The organism is Streptomyces sp. GL_140 (assembly GCF_057834465.1).
Window position 1 is genome coordinate 183,106 of record NZ_JBYQMJ010000003.1, and the last position, 17,066, is coordinate 200,171.

At 71.0% G+C, this 17,066-nt stretch carries 17 protein-coding genes; 12 read left to right on the forward strand and 5 right to left on the reverse strand.

The window, feature by feature from the left end:
- Positions 1 to 169 precede the first annotated feature (169 nt).
- The 8 genes from AC3IYJ_RS42130 to AC3IYJ_RS42165 all read left to right on the forward strand — a co-directional run bounded on the left by AC3IYJ_RS42130 (position 170) and on the right by AC3IYJ_RS42165 (position 10,870).
- A complete protein-coding gene (locus AC3IYJ_RS42130) occupies positions 170 to 1,378 on the forward strand; it encodes an MFS transporter (RefSeq protein ID WP_489403501.1) in 1,209 nt (402 codons plus the stop codon).
- Positions 1,379 to 1,737: 359 nt separating this feature from the next.
- Positions 1,738 to 5,553 carry an ACP S-malonyltransferase gene (locus AC3IYJ_RS42135; RefSeq protein WP_489403502.1) on the forward strand — a complete coding sequence of 1,272 codons (3,816 nt, stop codon included), beginning with the start codon at positions 1,738 to 1,740 and terminating at the stop codon, positions 5,551 to 5,553.
- Between the two features lie 40 nt (positions 5,554 to 5,593).
- Entirely contained in the window at positions 5,594 to 7,123 is a 1,530-nt protein-coding gene (locus tag AC3IYJ_RS42140) for a hypothetical protein (RefSeq protein ID WP_489403503.1), read from the forward strand.
- A gap of 103 nt (positions 7,124 to 7,226) precedes the next feature.
- Positions 7,227 to 8,255 carry an alpha-hydroxy acid oxidase gene (locus AC3IYJ_RS42145; RefSeq protein ID WP_489403504.1) on the forward strand — a complete coding sequence of 343 codons (1,029 nt, stop codon included), beginning with the start codon at positions 7,227 to 7,229 and terminating at the stop codon, positions 8,253 to 8,255.
- A gap of 5 nt (positions 8,256 to 8,260) precedes the next feature.
- Positions 8,261 to 8,530, forward strand: a complete 270-nt coding sequence (locus AC3IYJ_RS42150) for a hypothetical protein (RefSeq protein ID WP_489403505.1) — start codon at positions 8,261 to 8,263, stop codon at positions 8,528 to 8,530.
- Positions 8,531 to 8,946: 416 nt separating this feature from the next.
- Positions 8,947 to 9,165, forward strand: coding sequence for a hypothetical protein (locus AC3IYJ_RS42155; RefSeq protein ID WP_489403506.1), 219 nt, complete (start codon positions 8,947 to 8,949; stop codon positions 9,163 to 9,165).
- 2 nt (positions 9,166 to 9,167) lie between these two features.
- On the forward strand, positions 9,168 to 10,067 hold the full coding sequence (locus AC3IYJ_RS42160; RefSeq protein WP_489403594.1) for a sigma-70 family RNA polymerase sigma factor: 900 nt from the start codon (positions 9,168 to 9,170) through the stop codon (positions 10,065 to 10,067).
- A complete protein-coding gene (locus tag AC3IYJ_RS42165; protein ID WP_489403507.1) occupies positions 10,064 to 10,870 on the forward strand; it encodes a hypothetical protein in 807 nt (268 codons plus the stop codon). The genes AC3IYJ_RS42160 and AC3IYJ_RS42165 overlap by 4 nt, the downstream gene beginning before the upstream one ends.
- 44 nt (positions 10,871 to 10,914) lie before the next feature.
- Here AC3IYJ_RS42165 and AC3IYJ_RS42170 read toward each other — a convergent pair whose 3' ends face one another.
- Positions 10,915 to 11,076 carry a carbohydrate-binding protein gene (locus AC3IYJ_RS42170; RefSeq protein ID WP_489403508.1) on the reverse strand — a complete coding sequence of 54 codons (162 nt, stop codon included), beginning with the start codon at positions 11,074 to 11,076 and terminating at the stop codon, positions 10,915 to 10,917.
- A gap of 149 nt (positions 11,077 to 11,225) precedes the next feature.
- Here AC3IYJ_RS42170 and AC3IYJ_RS42175 point away from each other — a divergent pair, with 149 nt between their 5' ends.
- Together AC3IYJ_RS42175 and AC3IYJ_RS42180 are read left to right on the forward strand one after the other, a co-directional pair.
- On the forward strand, positions 11,226 to 11,438 hold the full coding sequence (locus AC3IYJ_RS42175; protein ID WP_489403509.1) for a hypothetical protein: 213 nt from the start codon (positions 11,226 to 11,228) through the stop codon (positions 11,436 to 11,438).
- 91 nt (positions 11,439 to 11,529) lie between these two features.
- A complete protein-coding gene (locus AC3IYJ_RS42180; protein WP_489403510.1) occupies positions 11,530 to 12,822 on the forward strand; it encodes an MFS transporter in 1,293 nt (430 codons plus the stop codon).
- Positions 12,823 to 12,837: 15 nt separating this feature from the next.
- Here the strand turns inward: AC3IYJ_RS42180 and AC3IYJ_RS42185 are convergent, their stop codons facing one another.
- Positions 12,838 to 13,218, reverse strand: coding sequence for a winged helix-turn-helix transcriptional regulator (locus AC3IYJ_RS42185; RefSeq protein WP_489403511.1), 381 nt, complete (start codon positions 13,216 to 13,218; stop codon positions 12,838 to 12,840).
- An 89-nt stretch (positions 13,219 to 13,307) separates the two neighbouring features.
- Here AC3IYJ_RS42185 and AC3IYJ_RS42190 point away from each other — a divergent pair, with 89 nt between their 5' ends.
- Positions 13,308 to 14,153: an NAD(P)H-binding protein gene (locus tag AC3IYJ_RS42190; RefSeq protein WP_489403512.1), complete on the forward strand. Its 846-nt coding sequence runs from the start codon at positions 13,308 to 13,310 to the stop codon at positions 14,151 to 14,153.
- A 10-nt stretch (positions 14,154 to 14,163) separates the two neighbouring features.
- On the opposite strand, the gene AC3IYJ_RS42195 is transcribed toward AC3IYJ_RS42190, so the two are convergent.
- On the reverse strand, positions 14,164 to 14,691 hold the full coding sequence (locus AC3IYJ_RS42195; protein ID WP_489403513.1) for a PadR family transcriptional regulator: 528 nt from the start codon (positions 14,689 to 14,691) through the stop codon (positions 14,164 to 14,166).
- 128 nt (positions 14,692 to 14,819) lie between these two features.
- On the opposite strand from AC3IYJ_RS42195, the gene AC3IYJ_RS42200 reads away from it, so the two are divergent.
- Positions 14,820 to 15,398 carry a hypothetical protein gene (locus tag AC3IYJ_RS42200; protein ID WP_489403514.1) on the forward strand — a complete coding sequence of 193 codons (579 nt, stop codon included), beginning with the start codon at positions 14,820 to 14,822 and terminating at the stop codon, positions 15,396 to 15,398.
- Positions 15,399 to 15,480: 82 nt separating this feature from the next.
- Here the strand turns inward: AC3IYJ_RS42200 and AC3IYJ_RS42205 are convergent, their stop codons facing one another.
- Together AC3IYJ_RS42205 and AC3IYJ_RS42210 are read right to left on the reverse strand one after the other, a co-directional pair.
- Positions 15,481 to 15,648 (reverse strand): hypothetical protein, encoded by a 168-nt coding sequence (locus AC3IYJ_RS42205; RefSeq protein WP_489403515.1) that lies wholly within the window; start codon positions 15,646 to 15,648, stop codon positions 15,481 to 15,483.
- A gap of 116 nt (positions 15,649 to 15,764) precedes the next feature.
- On the reverse strand, positions 15,765 to 17,015 hold the full coding sequence (locus tag AC3IYJ_RS42210) for an MFS transporter (protein ID WP_489403516.1): 1,251 nt from the start codon (positions 17,013 to 17,015) through the stop codon (positions 15,765 to 15,767).
- Between the last annotated feature and the right edge of the window lie 51 nt (positions 17,016 to 17,066).

Consider the following 17,066-nt stretch of genomic DNA (forward strand, 5'->3'; position numbering starts at 1 on the left):
ATGCATCGAGGATAGGCGATACGTTACGCCATCAGCGGCCGCGGGCGGCGGCGCAGCGATCGACTTGACATCTCACATCGAAATACTGCGATACTTCGATGCGTCCAATCACTGGTCAGGCACGGCACGGTCCCGCACCGCATGCCACGCAACAACGAAGGGTTTTCACATGCCTATCGGGCTCATTGCCCTGGCACTCGGAGGCTTCGGTATCGGCCTCACCGAGTTCGGGATCGTAGGTCTGCTGCCCGAGGTGGCGGACGATTTCGGCGTCTCCGAAGCGGTCGCCGGCTATCTGGTCTCCGGCTACGCGCTGAGCGTCGCCATCGGCGCCATCGCGCTCACCGCGGCCGTCGCACGCTTCGACCGCAAGAAGGTCCTCGCGGGCCTCATGCTGCTCTTCATCGTCGGCAACCTGATGTCGGCCGTCGCCCCGACCTACGGGCTGCTCATGACCGGCCGGATCGTCGCGGCCCTGTGCCACGGCGCGTTCTTCGGCGTCGGCGCCGTCGTCGCCTCCGACATGGTCGCCGACAACAAGAAGGCCAGCGCCATCGCGCTCATGTTCGGCGGACTGACCGCCGCCAACGTGCTCGGCGTGCCGCTCGGCACCTTCGTGGGCCAGCAGTTCGGCTGGCGCTCCACTTTCTGGGCCATCACCGTCATCGGCGTCGTCGCGCTGATCGGCATCCAGCTCCTGGTGCCGCAGACCCCCTCGTCCGGGCAGAACCTGCGCGGCGAGCTCGCCGTCTTCCGGCGCGGCCAGGTCTGGATCTCGCTCGCGCTCAGCGTTCTCGCCTTCGGCGCCGTGATCGGCGCGTACACCTACATCGCCTTCACGCTCACCGACGTCACCGGCTTCGCCACCGGCACCGTGCCGTGGCTGCTCGTCGTGTTCGGCGTGGGCACCTTCATCGGCAACTTCGTCGGAGGCAAGGTCGCCGACAAGTCCCTCAACGCCTCGCTGGCCGGCATCATGGCCGTCCTCATGGCCGTGCTCGTCTTCTTCGCCCTCACGGCGGAGAACAAGACCACCACGGTCATCTCGCTGCTCCTGATGGGCACCGTCGGCCTCTCCGCGGCGCCCGGCCTGATGGTCCGGATCATGAAGTACGCCCAGGACGCGCCGACCATGGCCTCCGGCGCCAACGTGGCCGCCTTCAACGTCGGCAACGCGCTCGGCGCCTGGATCGGCGGACTGACCATCGCCGCCGGGTACGGGTTCGTCTCCCCGCTGTGGGTCGGCGCCGGCCTCGCCCTCGCGGCCCTCTTCGTCGCGGTCGGCGGAGGCTCGCTGGCCGTCCGCTCCAAGGCGGCCCCGGTGATTTCGGCCGGCTCCGCGCCGCAGCCCGGAAAGGTAGGGGCGGGCGTCCAGTAGGAATGTGCCGGGGCGGCCGGCCGCGCTTTGTAAAAGCTTCGACAAATCAGGACCGTGAAGCCTTAGGGCTCTCGCGGTCCTGATTTTTTTGCCGTTCTCCAGGAGCGCCGAGAAAATCGAGCAACCTCCATCCAGCCCCGTCTGACCTGCACAGTTGTCAATCCTCTGACATGCCTTGACGTTCCCGGAAAACTTCCTTTCCTGGCCTTGTGGAGACCTGTAAAGACCTGAACAAGCCTGAATTGGAATGCATTGAACCGGCCTGGGTGGCTGGACAAGACTTTCTCTGGTCATCCGATGGAAAGCGTCGGGGAATTCCCGTCCTCCGCCGTGCAGCCCAACGCGAGAAGGCGATGCAAGTGTCCAGCTCCAGCACCCCTGCCCAGTCCGCCCAGCCCGCCCGGCCGTTCCCGGCCACCCCCTACCGGCCCGCGCTCGTCGAGGACATCCTCAGCACGAAGGACCGCGTACGCGTGGCCGGGTTCTTCCCCGGCCTGGGAAGCCGGGCGTCCTACCAGGACCTCGGCCGAGCACTCCTCGACTCCGGCGTCCCGGAGGTCACCGGCATCTACCAGGAGGCGGCCCGCGCCCTCGGCTTCCCCGCCCGGCCCGACCTGGTGCTCACCGCGTCCGAGAACCTCCCCGAAGGCAAGCTGGAGCGGCAGGGGTTCATCGGGGCCTCCCTGCTCGTGCACAGCCTGGCCCTGGACGCCCACCTGCGGGACCGGGCAGACAGGAACGGGACCCCGCTGAGCTTCGTCGCCTACACGGGCGAGAGCTTCGGCATCCTGACGGCCGCGGTGGCAAGCGGTTCCCTGTCGGTCTTCGACGGGGTGAAGATCGCCATGGCGTTCACCCCGCTGATGCTGCTCGCGGCCGGCGGCCGCAGCACCGACGAGTCCTTCGCCCGCAACATCGCCTGCTACCTGCCGCCTTCCGTCCGTGGGACGGCCCTGGTGCCCGAACCCTCCCACGTGGTCGCGGTGAAGGCCCCGGGACCGCGGGCCCTCGACGCGGTCCTGGCCGCGCTGCACGCCGCGTACCCGCTCGCCGACGTCGAACTGCACAAGTCCTACTCGCCGACGCAGGCGAACCTCTACGTGAGCTCCGGTGCCAAGGCGGACTTCGACCGGTTCCTCGCCGGCTTCCCGGACGTGGCCACCGAGGAGTTGAAGGACCCGACCTTCTTCCTGGCCCACTCCGCGCGGATGCGGCCCGCCCGCCAGGCCCTGGAGAAGTTCCTCGAAGTCCAGTCGGTCCGCTTCGCCGAGCCCCGTGTCCCGGTGGTCTCCAACCACGACCGGTCGCTGCTCACCACGGCAGCCGGCATCCGCCAGGGGATCCTGGCGATGACCGATCGGGTCATGGCTTCCCGGGACACCTGCGAGGTGCTCGACGGCCTCGACGCCGACATGGTGCTGGAGCTGGGCCCGGGCAACAAGTCGGTCCGGCTGCTGAAGGACAACGCCACCGACGCCCCCGTCATGGCCTGCACGGGAATCCCCGGGGACACCGACCGGTTCCTGCACGCCCTCGGCGTGGTGGACGCCCTGATGACCGACCTGGAAGGCCTGTACACCGCCGGTGACCGGCCGGACCACGGGCACCACGGGCACCACGGGCACCACGCGACGCTACGGGAGCTGTTCCGCATCGCCGGTGGCAGCGAGGCCTGGGACGAGTACTTCTCCCGCACGCTCGGCCGCGTCATCACGGCGGAGATGCTCTGCACGGAACGGGAAGGGGCCGACGCGTTCTACGAGTTGCTGGAGGTCTTCCAGCACACGCGCAACCACCGGGACCACATCGACGTGGGCCGCGGAGAGCTGGTCACCAAGGCCCGGCTGAAGAAGCGGGTCACCTCCGAGACCCTCGCGAATCCCGAGCACCCCGAGGACCCCGCAAACCCCGAGCACCCCGAATCCACCGAGCTCCTCGGCAAGGCCTACCTGGAGCTGCGCGTGCTCGACGCCGCGGGCACCGCGCGGACCAGGACCGTCGACACCACCCGCCCGGAGGTGCTCGTCTTCCACTTCGACGCGCTCGCCGACCTCGACGACGCGGAGCTGGCGCGCCGCACCGAGCTGCTCGTCAACACCCGGCCGGTGGCGCTCCAGGCGTACAACCAGATGTTCAAGGGCCTGCGGGGCGGCGGCGAGCGGCTCCCCCCGGTGGACCACCGCATCGTCTACCAGTACCTGCTCTTCCACACCCTCGTCCGGTACCGGCCCGCACTGTTCACGCAGAGCGACTACTACCTGGAGGGCGGCGACGCGCTGGGCTGGCTGGTCGCCCTGGCCGTGTCGGGCGCGATCTCCCTGGCCGACGCCGTCGCACTGTCCGCGGCGCGGCTGCGCGACGACGCCGTCGAGCTGGTGCTGAGCAGCCTCACCGATGCCGTGATCGCCGTCGTATCGCCCGAGGGCGTGCCCGTGCAGTCCAGGAAGGACCTGGAGGACGCCACCCGCGCGGTGCTGCGGGGCAGCACCCTGAACACCGAGGTGCGCCGCATCCACCTCAACGGCAACTGCCAGGTCATCGCGCTGGGTTCCGAGCTGGACCCGGCCTCCCTCGACGTGGGCCCGTACCACGGGAACGTCCTGCGGATCACGGACCCGGCCGAGGCGTGGAAGAAGCGGCTGAGCCCGGCCCTGGACGCGTTCGAGTACGCCTGCGTCCTCGCGATGACCGGGGAGAACGAACGCGTCCTGGACAACGCCCAGAGCCGCAAGGTCCTCTCCAGCACGGTCTACTCCTACGTCGAGCCCGGCGAGAGGATCGTCGGTTTCGGCAAGGGCGGCAGCGAGTCCATGACGATCTTCATCCGGAAGGAGGGCGAGGAGCGGGTCACGGTGCGCAAGATCCTCAGCGAGGCCCTGACCACCGCGCGGTGGAACCCGGACGGGGACGGCGTGATGCTGCCGCCGTTCGCGAAGGCCGCGAAGCAGGCCGAGTTCCTGCAGTCCCTGCCCCTGCCGGTGCGCGACCACTTCCCCGAGGCCTTCGCCACCCTGGAACGGGAGGTTCCCGTCCCGTCCCACCTGCGCGGCGAGGACGGCCGCACCGGGTACCGGGAGGTCATCTACGAGATGAGCTACGTGGCGGGCGACGAGGTCAGCCGGTTCGTCGAGAAGCACACCCCGCCGCCCGCGGTGGTCGCGCGGCTCTACGAGCAGATCATCCGGGTGCTGAACGAGAACGTGCACAGCGTCGGCCGCCACCTGGCGCCCGGCGAGACGCTGAACACCTCGTACTTCAAGAAGATCGAGGACCGTCTGGCCCTGTGCCGCCGCACCGCGCCGCAGACCTTCGGCGAGGACCTCCTCGACTCCGAGCGCATCGTGATCAACGGGGTGTCCTACCTCAACTCGGGGGCGCTGCTGGAGCGCTTCCGGGCGGCTCCCGAGTTCCTGGAGATCCTGGAGCCGGCCTTCCACTCGCTGGTCATGGGAGACACGAACACCGAGAACATCAAGATCACCGACAGCGGCCCGCTGCTGCGCGCGCAGCGGCTGATCGAGGACGGGGCCGCGCGGGAGGAGATCGACGCGGCGCTGGCGGCCGTCACCGCGGACTCGCTGGGCATCAAGTTCCTCGATCCGCGGGCCATCGGCTACAAGAGCGACGGCAAGGACACCCGCGACGACGCGATGTACGACAACAAGCCGTGGCACAACTCCATCGGCCACTACGACGAGATCCACTTCGAGCAGTTCACGATGAGCGTCGACGTGGGCCGGGGGAGGACCCCCGCCGTCGACATCGCCTTCCTGGAGGACAACCCGTACCAGCGGGCGTACCGGGTACGGGACGTGGTCCAGGGCGGGGGCACGGTCGACCACGGCTCGCCCCGGGGCATGGAGGACCACTTCGCCCCCGTGATGACGGCCGCGCTCGGTCTCGACGACCCGGACTCGGCCTACCTGAAGGACGACCCGTACTGGCTGGTCCGGTTCGTGTTCGTGATGGGGCAGCACTTCACCGCGATGCCGCCCTTCCACTTCCAGAAGGAGCTGGACGGGACGCTCATGGACACCTACCAGACGCAGCGCAGGCCCGTGGCGATCTACTGCGAGGGCATCAAGTGGCTGAACTGGGCCCTGGAGATGCTGGAGGGCACCAGGACCGAGTTCCTGGGCCTGGAAGTGCCGCCGCGCCGCCGGCCGGGCAACTAGCAGTCCCCCCGTCGTCCCCCGACCCACGGAAGGCCTTCCCATGACCTCCTCCCTTTCTCCTTCCCCCTTCTCCGTTCCGGTGGACGGCCTGCGCCACCTGTCGAACGAGACCCGCATGATCGCCACGCCGTGGAGCCGCATGGTGCGCGGGATAGGCCTGGGCCAGTACCCCGTGGCCCACGACCCCGCCGCCGCCGAGCGGATCCGCCGGACCTTCGCCCTGCTCGACGCGAAGGGGGTCACGAGAAGCGGCTACACCCGGTTCTCGCGGCTCATGGCCGACTTCGTCCTGGGCGTCGTGGATCCCGCCCACCCGCTGCGCGGCTCCGATCAGGAGGAGGCGCTCGGCCCGGTCCTGGAAGCCGTGCGCGCGCAGGAGAACCCGTACTTCCGGCTGATGGCCGGCTGCATCCTGATGGACTCCTTCGCCAAGCTGGGCCTGGACCGGGGCCTGCTGGTCAACGCGGACACCGACTTCCCCGCGGAGATCCTGGCCGTGGCCGACTCGATCGAGCCGGACCGGATCAAGGACGAGAACGCCGGGCGCCACGGCCAGTACGAGAAGCTGTCCGCCTACTCCGCGGTCTTCCTCGCCCTGGGCCAGCTCGGACTCGGCGAGCGCCTGGTGGCCGGACCGCGCAACTACGTACGCGAGGCGCTGGGCCTGCTGGAGCAGATCCCGGCGCCGTTCTTCCGGGGACGCGGCGGCGCGGTGCTGCTGTCGGTCGTCTCCCTGCTCGGGTACGGGCGCTTCATCTCCGGCGAGGGCCGGGACCACGTCAAGGAGGTCCTGGACCACCTCGACCGCGCGGACGAGCTGAACAACCCGCCGGTGTTCCCGCAGCCCATGTCGGAGAGCTTCCCCAAGGTCTATCCGCTGCTGACGATGCTGAACGCCATCGCCATGACCGGCCGCCCCGAGGAGTACCTCACCCACGGCCGGGACCGGCTGGCGCAGGCGAAGGAGCTGATGGGGCGCATCACCCCGGTCGAGCGCACCCACATGGGGCTCTACCACCTCATGGCCCTGCACAACCTGGGCCGCCTCGACGAGCAGGTGCCCGACCTGGACGCCCTCGTGGAGGAGGTCGTGGGGGAGTGGGTGCACATCGATCCCGGGGCGAACTACTTCCTGAACGGGATCGCCTACGCCTACGTCATCCAGACCGCCATGCTCACCGGCCGGATGGACCTGATCGCGGACAAGACCCTCGACCGGCTGGTCGACGGCTTCCCCGATCTGAACCGCACGGACGACGACCGGGTCAACCGCCCCTATCCGTTCGCCTACACGCTCAACGTGCTGGGGGAGATCGGCCGCGCCCACCTCCTCTTCGAGCCCAGGGAGGCCTACGGCGGCGCCTCGCCCATGGCCTGGGTCGTCGACCAGCTCTCGGAGGGCGGCGGAGAGGAGCCCCGGCTGTACATGCTCGACCACGCCCTGATCGGCTACGCGCTGCGCATGCGCGGCCCGGAGCTCGAGGAGACGCGCCTGTACGGGGAGTTCCGCTTCCCGGGGGCCGGGGCCGGGACTGCAGCCGCGGTCGCCGCCGGGGCCGGCGGAGCCTGACGCCGAGGGAACCGGGGGTGGGCGCGGAGAACCCCTCGATACCATGGCGCCTTCGCGTCGGCAGTCGGTCCACAGAGGCGGCAAGGCAGAAATGGCGAGCAGAATGACACCGTCCGGACCGGGTCTGGAAGAGTCCGCGCGCGCCGTGCTCCCACCGGGCGCCTACGACTTCTACGCGGCCGGTTCGGGAGAGGAGCTCAGCCTCGGCGAGGCCGCCGACGCGTGGCGCTCGTACCGCTTCCTCCCACGGGTCCTGCGCGACGTCTCGCGCATCAGCACCGGGATCGAGCTGCTGGGAGAGCGGCTGCACTCGCCGGTGCTCGCCGCACCGACCGCCTTCCACGCGATGGCGGACCCCGAGGGCGAGATCGCCACCGCCGAAGGCGTCAGGGACGCGGGACAGCTGATGGTCCTGTCCTCCCGGGCCACGTGTCCCGTGGAAGAGGTCGCGGCAGCGGCGGGCCCCTGGTGGTTCCAGGTCTACGTGCTGCGGGACCGGGAGATCACCGCACGCCAGGTACGGCGCGCGGTGGCAGCCGGCGCGCGGGCCCTGGTGCTCACGGTCGACGCCCCGTACGTGGCGACGAAGCCGCGCGTGAAGCGGCCGCTGCCCCTGCCCCGGGACGCCCACGCGCTCGACGTGGGACTGGACACCCGGACACCGGACTGGGAGCAGGATCCGTCGATCGGTCCCGGGACCATCGCCTGGCTCAGGGCGGAGTCGGGGCTCCCGGTGCTGGTCAAGGGCGTGCTGCGGGCCGACGACGCCCTCGCCTGCCGGGACGCGGGAGCGGCCGGGATCATCGTGTCCAACCACGGCGGCCGCCAGCTCGACCGGGCCGTGACCACCGCCCGCGCCCTGCGCCCGGTGGTGGAGGCCCTGGCCGGAGACGTCCCGGTCCTGGTCGACGGCGGGATCCGCACCGGTACGGACGTACTGACGGCCCTGGCGCTCGGCGCCGACGCGGTCCTGATCGGGCGCCCCGTCCTGTGGGCGCTGGCCGTCAACGGCCGGGCGGGCGTACGGACCCTCTTCGAGTCGTACCGGACCGAACTCTCCGAAGCCATGGCCCTCGTGGGCGCCCGCTCGCCCGGGGAGATCGACTTCGACCTCCTGGCCCCGGGAAACTGACGGCCGTGCGGCGCCCGAGCGGGGAGCAGCTGCTCCTCACCTTCGAGAAGGTACTGGCCGAGGTGCTGACCGGGCGCGGCGTCCGCAGCTGTACCGGGCTCGACAGTCCGACCCAGGACGCGCTCTGGCGGATCGCCCGCGCCGACCCGGACGCCAGGGCCGGGCTCGTCGACGCCGCGCGGAGCGCCTTCGCCGGACAGCTCGACGGCGGCAACGCCGCCCGGTGGCACGAGGAACTGGCCCGCAGGATCGCCGAGCGCGGGCGCGCGACCTGACCCGGCATTTCCCGCCCGGCCACCTGGGGTGGCCGGGCGGGAACGGTTGCGCACGCCCGCTTTGGTTCTCGGCACGAGAGCGGGCGGCTCCCGGATGGAAGGCCGACACCAAAGGTGTCTTGCACCCATTGACGGGCGTGGAAGCCGGGATTGCAAGGAAAACCGGGAACTTCGCCGGGAGAGGCGGGGATGTGCCCTCGACCAGCACCGGAACGGTCATCCGTGTTCATTCGCACGACACTCCGTGACCGGCATTGTTCCGTGAATCCGTGATCACGTGGCATTTCCGTGGGTCGGCGGTCCATGCTGAGCCCTCCCCAACAACCGGTCGGCACCCGGGTGTTGGGGAATCCCGTCGCTGCCCCGGATGGCCGGGCGGGCAATCGGCCGACTCCCAATGATGTCGAGGACGACCAATGCCAAAGAAGTACATAGTGTTCATCGTCGCGCTGCTGATGGTGCTGGGGTGGAGCGTGGCGATGACCGCAATGGGCCAGACCGCCGCGATCGCCACCCTCGCACCGGCCCTGGGGCTGACCGTCCAGCAGATCGTCCAGGCGGCTCGTTCGCGAACCGCCGCCGCCTCCGGGCACCGCGTGGCCCCGGTTCCCGACGGGGAGGACCAAGCCCCGTGACCATGCCCTTCGAATCGCAGGTTCCGGCACCTCGGCCGGCCCCGCAGCCGTCCCCCGCCCGCCCCGGCCGCAAGCTCGGCCCGATCGCGGACACCGTCGGCAGCTCCCACCGGGCCTGGCTGGAGCAGACCCGCGACAGCCACCTGGCCAGCGGCCTCACCCTCAGCGAGCTCGGGTCCCGGGTCCTGATGGCCAAGTCCAAGCTGTCGGAGCTGCTGAGGGGCCTGGGCCTGTACCCGCGGTGGGAGATCGTCCACCGCCTGGCCATCGAGCTGAACATGCCCGCCTCGCCCCTGTACCGGTTGTGGCGGCAGGCGGCCCTGGACGCGCGGAAGACCGGTGAGTGGGTCGAGCGCTCCAGCGCCAAATCCGTCCTCACCACTCCGCAGCCCCGGCCCCCCGTGGAACACGAACCCTTCCGCCGGACCGTGGAGGGCGACTACCGCCTCTACGCCCAGGCCTTCCTCCCCGACGGCCCGCGCGACGCGGCCGTGGAGGACACCTTCGACATCCTCTGGCTCTCCTGGAACAGCGCGCTGGCCAGCCCCGACATACGCCGCTACGCCTGGAACATCCTGCGCGCGACCGTCATGGCCAAGACCCCGCACCTGGACGGCCGGCCCGAGCTGGGATCCGCCGTCTTCGACACCGTCGTGATGCAGAGCCTGACCAGCCCCGCCGAGCTCACCCGGCAGATGGCGGAGAGCCTGGAGCTGTTCCGGGCCATCAGCCGGCTGCCCGACAACCTCCTGGACGTCATGGTGCTACGCCACCTGTGCGGCAACACCGTCGAGGAAGCCGCCGCCCTGCTCGGTGTGCCGCCGCCCACGGTGCGATCCGACGAACGCCATGCCGTCCGCGTCATCTTCCCGCCGCCCGAGAGCGAAGGCCCCATCGAATGACAGCCGTCGAAGCGATCCTGGCACGGGCGTTGTTGGTCCGCGACCGTGCCGTGCCCCGGGACGTCGTCCTGCCGACCGGGATCACGTCCGCCCTCCCGCGCGAGGCCCGGACCCCGCAGACCGCACGGACCCCACCGACCTCGAAGACCGCACAGACCCCGCGGACCTCGGCCGGCGCCGCGGCCGAGAACCTCCGCGCCCTGTGCGAGACGCTGGTCGCCCACACCCCGGCCGTCGTCGTCGCCGGGTTCGTCACCGAACAGGTCCCCGAGCCCCGCAGCGCGCTGGTACTGGCCTGCGTGCTGCAGCTGACCCAGGCCGAGGACGGTGCCCGCTTCTGGTGGCAGTACGCCGCCGGCGCGGGCCAGGCCACGGCCGCCTACTGCCTCTACCTCCACCACCTGTCCCTCGGGGAGGACGAGGCCGCCCGGTGGTGGCACCGCCAGACCGATGACGTCCAGCGGGAACCCGAGGACCGGCCGGCCGCCGACACCGGAGCCGCCGAGCGGATCACCAGCGCCTCCACCACCATGATCCTGCGGGTCCTGCACCGGCTCGCCCGGCAGATGCCCCGGCCGCGGTCGGCCGCGGTGATGGAGCTGATGGACTTCATGCCCACGGCGGTCGCCACCGGCTACCTACGCGATCCCGACATGGACCTGCCCATGCCCGGACGGGACTTCGCGGAACGCATCCGGATGCTGCTGACCCCCGTGGAGGGAGAGGAACACGGGTTCGCCCCGGCCCCCGTCATGGAGGTGAGAGGGACCCACCGGTGCCTGGGAGGGACGGCCACGCGCTGAGCGCCGGGACCCGGGTCGACCTCTCCGGGGCGCGCGCCCGCCGGTCAGACGGAGTACCGCTGCCACACCCTCACGGTCGTCTTCGGGTTGGACGCCGAATTCGATTTGTGCGTCACCAGGCAGCGGTACTGCTTTCCCTGATAGGAGACCCGGTCATTCGCCGAATACTCCCGGTTGACTTTCCATTCCGAAAACCCTGCTGCCATGTCGCGGCACCTTTCATCGGGCCGGCTCACTGCCGTCCCACCAGAATCCTCGCACGTCGGAGCCCTGGGGCCCGCTCCGCGCCGTATCCATTGGCGCCGACGATCAGCTGGGGTACTTTCGTATCTCGGCTTCAACGGGGGAGGGTGCTGTGATCGAGCTCGGTGTGTTCCTGGGAGTGATGGTGCTGGCGGCGGCCTGGATGGTGAGGGTCGTCCTGCGCAGGGGGAAGCGGCGTACGCAGAACGTGGAGGGCCTGCTGATCGAGTCGGCCCATACGGCACAGGCACGCGAGACCCGCAGCACCTACAACTCGGCCACGATGCACGGTTCCGCGCCGCAGCAGCAGCGGTTCCGGCCCTAGCGGACGACCGCCGGGCCCGGCGGTCGGGCCCGAGGGGCGACACGGACCGACAATCCGGCGGACCGTGAGGGGTGAGGCGTACCACACCCTCATGGACAAGACGCAGGCCAGACCCTTCCGCTCGCTCGCCGTACGCAACTTCCGGCTGTTCGCGGCCGGGCAGGTGGTGTCCGTGGCGGGGACCTGGATGATGGTCGTGTCGCAGGACTGGCTGATCCTCGACCTGACCGGGGACTCCGCCACCGCCCTCGGCGCACTGACCGCGCTGCAGTTCACGCCGGTGCTGCTGCTCACCCTCTACGGCGGCCGGCTCGCCGACCGCTACGACAAGAGGCTGCTGCTCACCCGCGCCAACCTGGCCTCCGGGGCCCTGGCCCTGGGCCTGGCCGTACTGGTCCTGGCGGGGGACGTACGGCTGTGGCACCTGTACCTCTTCGCCATCGGCCTGGGCACCGTCAACGCCTTCGAAGTGCCCGCCCGGATGGCCTTCGTGGCCGAGCTGGTGGGACCGGACCTGCTGCCCAACGCCTCGGCGCTGAGCGCGGCCTACTTCAGCACCGCGCGCGTGGTCGGCCCGGCCGTGGCCGGCCTGCTCATCTCGGCCGCCGGCACCGGACCGGTCATGCTCCTCAACGCCGCGAGCTACCTCGCCACCGTGGCGGGCCTGCGGCTGATGCGGCCGGGCGAACTGGTCCGCGCCGAGCCGACCGGGCGCACCTCGGGGGTCCTGGACGGACTGCGGTACGTACGCACCCGGCCCGACCTGATGGTCCCGCTGGCCCTGCTGGCGGTGATCGGGCTGTTCGGGTTCAACTTCCAGCTGACCCTGCCGCTGTTCGCCAAGACCGTCCTCCACGCGGACGCGACCGCCTTCGGCCTGCTCAGCACCGCCTTCGCGGCCGGCTCGCTGCTCGCCGCGTTCGCCACCACCGCCCGGCGCGGCCGGCCCGCCGCCCGGACCGTCACCGGCTCGGCCCTGGCGTTCGGGGTGCTGGAGACCGCCGCGGGATGGTCTCCCGGCTACCTCTCGGCGGCGGTCCTGCTCTGCCTGACCGGCTTCGCCGCCGTCTACTTGGCGCAAGCCGCCAACCACCGGATCCAGCTCGGCTCGGACCCCCGGTTCCGCGGCCGGGTGATGGCGCTCTACGCGCTGATCCTGCAGGGTCTGACGCCGCTGGGCGCCCTGCTCATCGGGTGGCTGACGTCCCGTTACGGGGCCCGGTGCGGCCTGTGGGCGGGCGGAGCGGTGTCGCTGACCGCGGCCCTCGTGGCGCTGTCGGCACCACGGCTGCGGCGCGGTTCCCGGTCCGCCGCTCCGGCCGCCGGGGCCCAGGACACCGACCCGGATTCCGTCCCCCCGTCGCAACCCGCCGGCCACCCCTGACCTCCGGTCGACGACCTAGGTGGGGCCGTCGAACTCCTGGCGCGCCCGCTCCACCCGGGGCAGGTTGTCCGCCGACCAGTCCGCCAGGTGGGCGAAGAGCGGAGCCAGGCTGCGCCCCAGCTCGCTGATCTCGTACTCCACCCTGGGGGGCACCTCGGGGTGGTAGGTGCGCACCACGAGACCGTCGCGCTCCAGCTGCCGCAGCCGCTGCGTCAGCACCTTCGCGGTGATCGTGCCGACCTTGCGGTGCAGCTGCACGAAGCGCTGGACCCCGAACTCGTTCAGCGTCCACAGGATCGGTGTCGTCCACCGGCTGAAGACGAGGTCGACCACCGGGGCGATGGGGCAGGCCTGCTCGGGCGTCACCTGGGTCGTGGGTTCCAAAGGGATAGTCACTTTCCTCTAGGTACTTACTGTGTTGAGGATGCTAGCTTCGCGCACCTCGCCACGACCACCGATATGGCGCTCGAAGAAGGAGCTTCCTCATGATCGTTGTCACCGGAGCCACCGGGAACGTCGGCCGCCCGCTCGTCGCCGCGCTCGCGGAAGCGGGCGAGGACGTGGTCGCCGTCTCGAGGCGCCTGCCCACCTCAGGACTTCCCGACGGCGTCCGCCACGCCCGGGCCGACCTCGGCGACTTCGCGAGCCTGGTGCCGGTCCTCGAAGGCGCCGACGCCTTCTTCATCCTGCTGGCGGGCGAACTGGGCGGACCCGGCGAGCGTGCGACCGTGCTGCTGGACGCGGCCGGGAAGGCCGGCGTCGAGCGGGTCGTCCTGGTCTCCTCCCAGCTCGCCGGGACCCGTCCCGCCGCCGCCTCGCACGACCGCCTCCGCGAGTTCGAGGCGGCCGTGCGCCAGTCCCGGCCGGACCACACGATCCTGCGCCCGGCCGGGTTCGCCTCCAACGCCTTCGCCTGGGCCGAGTCCGTCCGCGCGAACCGCACCGTCCTCGCCCCCTTCGGCGATGTCGCGCTCCCGGTCGTCGACCCGGCGGACATCGCGGCCGTCGCCGCCGTCGCGCTCCGCGAGGAGGGCCACGCCGGGCGGACCTACGAACTGACCGGCCCGGTCGCGCTCACCCCGCGCGAGCAGGCCGCGGCCCTCGCCGCGGTCCTCGGCGAGGAGATCGACTTCGTCGAGCTCAGCCGCGAGGCCGCCGCCGAGCACCTGTCGCGGTTCATGCCGCAGGACGTCGTCCACGGCACCCTGGACGTCCTGGGCCTGCCGCTCCCGGCCGAGCAGCGGGTCAGCCCGGACGTGGAGAAGGTCCTCGGCCGCCCGGCCGGCCCCTTCGCCGCCTGGGCCGAACGCAGCCTTCCCGCCTTCAAGTAGGGGACGGGCTCTACGGACGACCAGTCGCGGGCAGCTCCCCGAGGGCCCACCGCGCCCACTCCCGCTTCATCGCGCTGCCGCGCAGTCCGTACTCCAGCACGAGGCGCCCGGAGACCGACAGCGGATCCCCCGTCCAGTCGCGCGAGGCGAGCAGCGCCTCCAGCTCCACGATCTGCCGCGCCTCTGCCTCGGCCATGCCCACGAGCTGCTCGCGCGCTTGTTCCGCGGGCAGGAACCCGAGGAAGAACACCCGCAGCATCCACTCGCTGCGCAGCGGCTGGGGCTGTGCGGGCGTGGTCAGCCAGCGCTGCAACTCGGTCCGGCCCTCGGGGAGGAGTGCGTACTCCTTGCGCCCCCGGGGGCCTTCGGCGGCGACCTCGACCAGCCCGGCGTCGGTCATGCGCGTCAGTTCCCCGTAGACCTGGCTCTGTGTCGCCTTCCAGACGCTGGCGAGCGTGGTGTCGAAAAGCTTCATCAGGTCGTAGCCGCTGGAGGGGCGGTCGGCCAGCAGGCCGAGGAGTGCGTGGCGAAGGCTCATGACGCCCACCTTATATTCCACTCTTGACAGGTCACAACAGGAGCTTCTACATTCGACCTGTCAGCATAGGAATGTGAAGCGCGGCCCCGGAGACGGGCCCGCCCGCCGAGAAGAGACGGACCGCGACCATGAAGTCGAACCCCCTCCTGAGCCTGGCTCCCTGGATCGTCTTCACCCTGGCGGTCGGCAACGGCGTCGCCGCCCAGTGGTCGGCCGCACTCGCCGCCCTGCTGGCCCTGGCCGCCGCGGCCCCCTCGCTCCTCGCCCGCCGCCCCAAGCTGCTGGACGCCATGGGCATCGCGACCTTCGCCGCGCTCAGTGCCCTCGCTTTCGTCGGCGGCCCCGGAGCGCAGGCCTTCGTCACGGACCACGGCCGGACCGTCGCCACCGGCGCCCTGGCTGCGCTGATCTTCCTGACTCTCCCCTTCCTGCCCTTCACCGAGCAGTACGCCCGTGAGGAGGCCCCCCGGATCGTCTGGTCCTCCCCGGCCTTCAAGAAGACCAACCGCCTCTTCTCCGCGGCCTGGGGCGGGGTCTTCGCCCTGATGACAGTGGCCCACCTCGTCGCGTCGCTCGCCCCGCACAACACCGCCCTGGACGTGGTCTGCAACTGGATCGTCCCGATCGTGGCGGTCCAGCGGATGTTCGCCTTCATGAAGGGCTGCCGCACCCGCCGGACGACCCGCAGCGCCCTCCAGTCCGTGTGACCGCGATACCCCGTACACGCCCCGACGCGAAGAGGAGGCCGGCGCCCTGACGGGCGCCGGCCTCCTCGCGGTATCCGGTGGATCAGATCAGCGGGTGGTGGGCGGAGGGGCGGTCGAGGCCGGGGAGGACCCAGCACAGGGGGAACCACTCGGGGTGCGGACCCAGCTCGTCGGCCTGGGCCGGCTTCGGCTGGGAGGAGGCACCGGGGATGCCGTACAGGAGCGAGGCGGGCTGGTGGGTCTCAGTCATGGACCGAATCCTTCGAGTGCGGTGGCGAGTTGGCACACAGGACCTGTCGGGGCGGGTTTGTCTCCGGCCGAGCCGGAGGGGTCACGGCTCGGCCGGGAGCTGGGGCGCGGCCCGGGTCAGGCGGTGGCCGCGACGGGCTTGGAGGCGGAGCGGATCAGGGTGCGGGCCGTGGTCAGGAGCGCGACGACGATCAGGCCCCCGGCGGCGAGGAACCCGAAGCGGGGCTCGAAGGCGCTGACCAGCAGGCCGCCGAGGAGGAAGCCAAGGCCCGGACCGGTGTTGGAGACGGCGCCCAGAGCGGCGAAGGCGCGGCCGCGGTGGCTCTGCGGGGCGCGCAGGTTGAAGACGATGTGGGTGACGGTGGCCTGGGCTCCGTTGCCGATGCCGCCGAGGAGGTAGAAGGGGGCGATCCACCAGACGCCCGGGGCCAGTCCGGTGCCGAGGATGGCGATCGCGATGCACACGAAGGATCCGATCAGGATGGCCTCGTGGCTGAGGTTCTTGACCTTGCGGGCCAGCAGGGCGCCGGGGACCATGCCCGCCGCCCAGGTGGTCATGACCACGCCGTAGACCTGCTCGGAGGCGCCGAAGGTGTCGCGGACGTAGAAGACGATGAGCACGTTGATGATGCAGGCGCAGGCCATGACGATGCCGCTGAGGAGCAGCACCGAGCGCAGGAACGGGTCGGACCAGACGCGGTACGGGGCCGCCTCCGGCTGCACGGGCGCGGCCGGGGAGGCCGCAGCGGCCGGGGCCGGCTTCTTGTGCAGGCGGGTGGAGATGGCCAGCCCGCCGAGGGCCACGAGGACGAACGAGAACGCGTCCAGGACCAGCGGCAGCGTGGTGCCGGAGCGGCTGCTGAGGAAGCCCGCGGCGGCCGGCGCGAAGAGCATGCCGGCCATGGTCGTGGTCTGGGAGATCGCGGACGCCCGCGGCACCTCCTCGGGAGAGACCATCGCGCTGGGCAGCCCGCCGAAGACGGGGTGGGTGAAGGAGACGCCGGCGGCCAGCAGCCCGCACAGGGCGACGAGCACCGGGATCGAGGTGGTGGTCAGCATCGCCAGGCAGACCAGGGCCTGCAGCGAGGCCACGACCACGATGATCTTCTTGCTGTCGACGCGGTCGGCGAACTTCCCGGTGATGGGCGCGAGGAAGACGGGCGGCAGCGTGGCCGCCAGGAGCAGGGCCATCACGCCCCAGCCGCCGGCGCCGTTCTTCTGCGCGAGGAGCGTCAGGGCGGTGGCGGCCATGATGTCGCCCGCGACCGAGAGCGACCGCATTCCGGCAAGGAGACGGACCTCCCGCCACGCGGAGGCGCGGGCGGGGGTCGCGTCCGCCTGCAGGGGTGGGGAGACGCTGACGGTCATGCGGACCAGCTCCTGGTGTAGGGCGGCTGCGATGCCACCGAACCGAAAAAT